This window comes from Mesorhizobium sp. M7A.F.Ca.ET.027.02.1.1 (assembly GCF_004022985.1).
In the GTDB taxonomy this organism is placed as follows: Bacteria; Pseudomonadota; Alphaproteobacteria; order Rhizobiales; family Rhizobiaceae; genus Mesorhizobium.
Genome location: NZ_RZOL01000707.1, coordinates 1 through 1,661, shown reverse-complemented (window position 1 = coordinate 1,661; position 1,661 = coordinate 1). Strand labels below are relative to the sequence as shown.

Here is a 1,661-nt window from a genome sequence, read left to right as displayed (position 1 = left end):
GTGATGGGCGCAAGGCTCCAGCGTGACGTAAGCGGTGGCGCCGCGCGCGAGCTCGCCGGCCTCGGCCAGGGCCTCGGTCTCGGCATGCGGGCGGCCGCCGACAGCGGTGACGCCGGTGCCGACGATCATCGGACCGTTGCCGTCATCGCGTACGATCAGCGTGCCGACGGACGGGTTGGTCGCGGTGCGCCCGGCATTTTTTCGCGACAGTCTGAGTGCCGCCGCCATGAAGCGGCGATCAAGGGCGGCCTGTTCGCTTGAAGTCATGCTCAGCTGGCTTCCTCTTCACCCTTGATTTCGTCGCCCTTGAGCTCGCCCAGCAATTCATGGAAATCCTTGGCCTCGCGAAAATTGCGGTAGACCGAGGCAAAGCGGACATAGGCGACGTCGTCGAGCGACTTCAGCGCTTCCATGACCAGCCGGCCGACTTCTCCCGAAGCAACCTCCGTCTCGCCGGAACTTTCGAGTTGGCGCACGATGCCGGTCACCGCGCGGTCGATGCGCTCGGGATCGACATTGCGCTTGCGCACGGCGATCTCCACGGAGCGCAGCAACTTGTCGCGGTCGAAGGGCACTTTGCGGCCCGATTTCTTGACCACGACGAGGTCGCGCAACTGCACGCGCTCGAAGGTGGTGAAGCGACCGCCGCAATCGGGGCAGACACGCCGCCTGCGGATCGCCGCGCCATCCTCTGCGGGGCGCGAATCCTTCACCTGCGTATCTTCTGACTGGCAATAGGGACAGCGCATGGAGAAGCCTTTGGTTGGCGAATCTGGTGAAGGGAAAGGCTTAGAGGTTTTTGCAGCGATGGCAAAGTGTCGCCAACAGCCCCTTGCGCTTCAGAGATAGCGAGGCGCAAGCAGGATTGCCAGCCTCGCCAGGCAGCCGCACCGCGTACCGATGTTTTCAGGGAGCTACGTCGGCGGTCGGGAATCCGCACGATGCACCGAGGCTGCGATAGGCCTTGGTGAAGCCATCCATGGATATGCTTCCAACAGGTGCGTCGCCAAAGGAGACATCAAGTACCGATGCCCGGCGCATGGCGCGCAGGAGCGCCAGGCTAGTCTTGGCCTGATTGTCCACGGTCCAGCTGAGCCGGCCGTTGACGGCGCCATCGGAATGGAGTTTGGCGGCGACACGGCCCTTGTCATCGCCGAAGGTGGCGGCAATCGACTTGCCGGCCGGCAGACCCTTGTTGTCGACGGCGATGGTTATGGAGGGGTAGGCATCCGGCGGCAGTGCATCGCCGTTCGTGATGACGAGCGTCAAGGTACCGGGCACGCCGCCCGCGCCGATAAAGGCTGTCGAGGCAGCGCAGGTCTTGCGCAGATCCTCACCGGTGTCGACCTCGTCGACCAGGGTCGACCATCTGCCGAACGTTTCGAGCTTGGGTGCCGCCTGGGCGGGCGCCGCCGGCTCGGCCTGAGGTGCGGGTTGCGCGGGCGCGGGTTGAGCAGAGGCGGTTTGCGCCAAGGCGACGCCGGGGAAAGGCACGGCGATCAAAGCGGCCAGAGCGCCAACGGCACCAAGGTTGGCGAAACGAAACGGTCGCATCATCAAGGCTCCTGCCGGTCGCCCCGGCCTGCTGAAACGACGCTTGTCGTTGCAGCAGGCGGTAAGCCTTCCTATCGCCTCAGCCGAGATAGGGATAGAGCGGGAAG

Annotated in this window: 2 protein-coding genes and 1 pseudogene; all 3 read right to left on the bottom strand. The window is 64.7% G+C overall.

What is annotated here, in order from left to right:
• A pseudogene (locus tag EN749_RS35335) lies at positions 1-267 on the bottom strand (riboflavin biosynthesis protein RibD); the annotation flags it as partial.
• A gap of 2 nt (positions 268-269) precedes the next feature.
• On the bottom strand, positions 270-749 hold the full coding sequence (nrdR, locus tag EN749_RS35330; protein ID WP_023810227.1) for a transcriptional regulator NrdR: 480 nt from the start codon (positions 747-749) through the stop codon (positions 270-272).
• A gap of 157 nt (positions 750-906) precedes the next feature.
• Entirely contained in the window at positions 907-1,557 is a 651-nt protein-coding gene (locus tag EN749_RS35325) for a hypothetical protein (protein WP_128364906.1), read from the bottom strand.
• Positions 1,558-1,661: the final 104 nt, after the last annotated feature.